This is a genomic window from Bradyrhizobium sp., assembly GCF_049798375.1.
In the GTDB taxonomy this organism is placed as follows: domain Bacteria; phylum Pseudomonadota; class Alphaproteobacteria; order Rhizobiales; family Xanthobacteraceae; genus Bradyrhizobium.
In genome coordinates this window covers 1-4,123 of the sequence record NZ_JBARGP010000151.1, presented here as the reverse complement: position 1 = coordinate 4,123, position 4,123 = coordinate 1, and the positions used below count along the sequence as shown (strand labels likewise).

Sequence of the window (4,123 nt, the reverse complement as noted above, 5' to 3'; positions counted from 1 at the left end):
AGGCCGGCCAGCCCGTCGCGCCGGAGCACCGTCTCGGCTGCCTTCAACAATGCCTCGCGCAACGCGCCATGATGGTAAGGCGCGGCCTCGCCGCCGCCCGTCTTCGCGCTCCGCTTGGGTTGCGCGGAAGCGCTTGCGGCAGCAGTCGCACGCCGGGGGCGCGTGCGGGTGGCTTCTTTCTGACGTGTCTGCTTCTGTTGTGCCATAAGTCCTTCATACGCCGCCATTTTGACAACGTAAAGATTATGCTTGACGATCGCATCGGACAGGCCTAATCGTATCTTTACGATGTAAAGATATATGAGGGAGGCGACCCCATGGATCTGGAAATGGATCAGGAAATGACAAGCGCGATCACGCAAGGCGGTCACCGCGAGCCGCGCAGCAATCTCGCGCCAATCCCTTTCGAATGCGACGCGCCCTTCCTGAAGATATCAGGCGAGCTGCCACACGAGCTGAACGGCACACTCTATCGCAATGGTCCCAACCCGCAGTTCGATTCTCCGGGCGCGCATTGGTTCGTCGGAGACGGCATGCTGCACGCGTTTCATCTGGAGAATGGCCGCGCCTCCTATCGCAACCGCTGGATCCGCACCCCGAAATGGCTTGCCGAGCATGATGCCGGCCGGGCGCTGTTCGGCGGCTTCGGCCGCAAGCTGCCGGACGCGCCTGCTTCGCTCACTGACGGCGGCGTCGCGAATACCAACGTCGTATTCCATGCCGGTCGCCTGCTGGCCCTGGAGGAAGCACATCTGCCGACCGAGATCGTGCCCGGCACGCTCGCGACAACAGGCTATCAGGACTATGACGGCCGGCTGCGCGGCGCCTTCACCGCGCATCCCAAGATCGATCCCCTCACCGGCGAGATGGTCTTCTTCAGCTACAACGCCTCCGGTCCATTCACGCCGACACTGTCGTTCGGGACGATCAGTTCGTCCAGCAAGCTGACGCGCCTCACCCGCTTCGAGGTGCCCTATGCCAGCATGGTGCATGACTTCATCGTCACGGCGAACCACGTGCTGTTTCCGGTGCTGCCGATCACCGGCAGCATGGACCGCGCCATGTCGGGGCGTCCGCCCTATGCTTGGGAGCCGGACAAGGGCGCCTTCGTCGGCGTCATGAAGCGCAGCGGCGACGTCAAGGACATCGTCTGGTTCCGCGGTGAGAGCTGCTACGTCTTCCATGTCATGAATGCCTGGGAGGACGGCAACCGCATCGTCGCCGACGTCATGCAATTCGAGGAAGCGCCGCTGTTTCCGCATCCGGATGGTCGCCCGACCGATCCCGAGAAGTCGCGCGCCCGACTGTGCCGCTGGAGCTTCGATCTCGCAGGCCAAACCGACCGTTTCACGCAAACCTATCTCGACGACCTCACCGGTGAATTTCCGCGCATCGACGACCGCCGCGCCGGTCTCGTAACCCAGCACGGCTGGTACGCCTGTGCCAATCCCGACACGCCGACGTTCGGCGCGTTGTCCGGCATCGCCCATGTCGACGGAAAGGGCGCGCGCAAGGCCACCTATCTGCTGCCCGAGGGCGACACGTTGTCGGAGCCGGTCTTCGTGCCACGCAGCGACGATGCCGCCGAGGGCGATGGCTGGCTGCTCAGTGCGGTGTGGCGCGCGGCGACCAATTGCAGCGATCTCGCCGTGTTCAACGCCACCGACATCGGTGCCGGACCTGTGGCCGTGGTCCATCTCGGCCACCGCGTGCCGGACGGCTTCCATGGCAACTGGTTGGCGGTCTGAGCCCTCTTTCCCGGGGCGTTCCAGGCATCCGAAAATACCACGGAGCCAATCTTGACGATGTCAAGATTTTTACTTGACGAACCAAACTTCTCCAGACTACCTATCTTTTCATCGTAAAGATTGGCTCGAGGATCCGGCCATGACCACCATTCTGATCATGCTGCCCTATGTGGCCTATGCGGCGCTGGTGCTGGTCTCGCCGATGCTGAGCGTGGTGGTCGGCACGACGCTCTGCCTCGCAGTTGTGATCATCGATGTCGCGCGCGGCCGCTCGATCAAGCTGCTGAGCGCAGGATCCGCGATCGTCTTCGCTGGGCTCGGCTGCTATCGCTGTTACATCGATCCCGCCATGAGCGCCGCCGCCATGCATCTGGCGGTCGACAGCGGCGTGTTCGCGATTTCGCTCGGCTCGATCCTCGCCCGCTTCCCCTTCACCCTGCAATATGCGCTCGAAGCGGAGCCCATCGAGACCGCCGCCATGCCGGGCTTCCGCCGCGCCAATTATGTGATCACCGGTGCCTGGGCGCTGGCGACCGCCTTGATGATCGTCGCCAATGCCACCATGCTCTACGTGCCGGGCCTGCCGATCTGGACCGGGCTTGCGGTTGCTTTCGCCGCCCGCAACTCCGCCCTCTGTTTCACCCGGTGGTATCCGGGCTATTATCGTCTGAAGAACGCGAGTCTGCAGGAAAGCCGACGAATCGGCGCCATGCTGGCCGCGAAATAAACCGACACACAGCGCCACCCCGAGAGGATGCGACCAATGAAAGCGGCCTTGTTCCAGCTCGGCTCCGACTTCCTGTCCGCCCTGGTCTTTCTCGTGCTTTATCTGGCTACAGGCAGCGTCATCCTGGGCACATCCGTTGCAATCGCGGTCGCGGTCGCGCAGGTGGCCTATGCCCATCTCAAGGGCCGGCCGCTCGGCTTCATGACCTATGCCAGCCTCGCCCTCGTGGTCGTGCTCGGCGGGGTGACGCTCCTGACCCACGATCCCCGCTTCATGTTCGCCAAGCCCGCGATCGCCCATTTCGCGATCGGCGTCATCATGCTGAAGCGCGGCTGGATGCTGCGCTACGTGCCGCCGATCGTGACCGACACGATTCCGGCCGCGGTCACCGTAGCTGGCTATGCCTGGGCAGCATTGATGTTCGCGCTCGGCCTCGGCACCATCGTCGTGGCCTTTACCGGCGATCTCAAGCTGTGGGCGTTCTACATCTCTTTTGTGGCGATCGGCGCCAAGGTCGCCGCCTTCGCAATCCAGTACGTGAGCTTCCGTCTCCTGGTCACCCAGTATATCCGCACCGCCGCGCCCGATCGCCGCAATGGGCTTATGTCGAAACATGGGCTATATGGATCGCAGAATGATGTCTCAGGCCAGCTCGGCGCCTGAGACCGGCAACATTGGGAGCATGATCAGATGGCCGTCGATGGCAATTGGAATCTTACCTTGAACACGCCGATGGGCGAGCGGACGGCCACTGTGAGCCTGAAGAGTTCCGGCAACACGCTGACCGGCACGCAGGCCGCCGAAGGCGATTCGGCCGAGATCTTCGACGGCACTGTCAGTGGCGACGACGTGGCCTGGAAGGTCTCGATCACGAACCCGATGCCGCTGACGCTCGAATTCACCGGCAAAGTGGCGGGCGATTCCATCTCCGGCGACATGGGCCTCGGCTTCATGGGTTCGTTCGCGTTCACCGGCTCGCGCGCCTGAGCTTTCTCGTCTTTGAAATGCCTTGCCCTCTCCGGCAACGGAGAGGGCAACGTTGACGAGATGACGCGGCAATTCGCGTCACATATCGACCGACCTCAACCGAGGTTCAGCTCCTTGAAGAAGTCGTTGCCCTTGTCATCGACGATGATGAAGGCCGGGAAGTCGACCACCTCGATGCGCCAGATCGCCTCCATGCCGAGCTCGGGATACTCCACCACCTCGACCTTCTTGATGCAGTGCTCGGCGAGGTTCGCCGCCGCACCGCCAATCGAGCCGAGATAGAAGCCACCATATTTCTTGCAGGCCTCGCGCACCGCCGGCGCGCGGTTGCCCTTGGCGACCATCACCATCGAGCCGCCGGCGGCCTGGAACTGATCGACGAAGGAGTCCATGCGGCCCGCGGTGGTCGGACCGAACGCGCCCGACGCATAGCCGTCCGGCGTCTTGGCGGGACCCGCGTAGTAGATCGGGTGGTTCTTGAAGTAGTCCGGGAGCGGCTCGCCCTTCTCCAGCCGCTCGCGCAGCTTGGCGTGGGCGGAATCGCGCGCCACGATCATGGTGCCGGTCAGCGACAGCCGCGTCTTGGTCGGATATTTCGACAGGGTGCTGAGGATATCCTTCATCGGCTGCTGCAGGTTGATCTTGACGACCTCGCCGCCGA

General features: G+C 63.2%; 5 protein-coding genes and 1 pseudogene. 4 read left to right on the top strand and 2 right to left on the bottom strand.

From position 1 onward, the window contains the following. Nucleotides 1–362 (bottom strand): annotated as a pseudogene (locus tag WA702_RS06565) (hypothetical protein); the annotation flags it as partial. Between WA702_RS06565 and WA702_RS06560 the strand changes: the two are divergent. The 4 genes from WA702_RS06560 (at nt 342) to WA702_RS06545 (ending at nt 3,462) form a co-directional block, all read left to right on the top strand. Further along, nucleotides 342–1,748, top strand: coding sequence for a carotenoid oxygenase family protein (locus tag WA702_RS06560; RefSeq protein WP_425109723.1), 1,407 nt, complete (start codon nt 342–344; stop codon nt 1,746–1,748). The pseudogene WA702_RS06565 and the gene WA702_RS06560 sit on opposite strands and share 21 nt — an antisense overlap. A 139-nt stretch (nt 1,749–1,887) precedes the next feature. Beyond that, a complete protein-coding gene (locus WA702_RS06555) occupies nt 1,888–2,475 on the top strand; it encodes a hypothetical protein (protein WP_425109722.1) in 588 nt (195 codons plus the stop codon). Between the two features lie 36 nt (nt 2,476–2,511). After that, nucleotides 2,512–3,138, top strand: a complete 627-nt coding sequence (locus tag WA702_RS06550) for an inner membrane-spanning protein YciB (protein ID WP_425109721.1) — start codon at nt 2,512–2,514, stop codon at nt 3,136–3,138. 27 nt (nt 3,139–3,165) lie between these two features. Beyond that, nucleotides 3,166–3,462, top strand: a complete 297-nt coding sequence (locus WA702_RS06545) for a hypothetical protein (protein ID WP_425109720.1) — start codon at nt 3,166–3,168, stop codon at nt 3,460–3,462. A gap of 95 nt (nt 3,463–3,557) precedes the next feature. Here WA702_RS06545 and WA702_RS06540 read toward each other — a convergent pair. Then, nucleotides 3,558–4,123 (bottom strand): FumA C-terminus/TtdB family hydratase beta subunit (locus WA702_RS06540; RefSeq protein ID WP_425109719.1); only part of this gene is annotated, 566 nt, incomplete at its 5' end.

Coding starts and splice junctions, on each gene's coding strand:
- WA702_RS06560 (WP_425109723.1), top strand. CDS start 342: ATGACAAGCGCGATCACGCAAGGCGGTCACCGCGAGCCGCGCAGCAAT.
- WA702_RS06545 (WP_425109720.1), top strand. CDS start 3,166: ATGGCCGTCGATGGCAATTGGAATCTTACCTTGAACACGCCGATGGGC.
- WA702_RS06550 (WP_425109721.1), top strand. CDS start 2,512: ATGAAAGCGGCCTTGTTCCAGCTCGGCTCCGACTTCCTGTCCGCCCTG.
- WA702_RS06555 (WP_425109722.1), top strand. CDS start 1,888: ATGACCACCATTCTGATCATGCTGCCCTATGTGGCCTATGCGGCGCTG.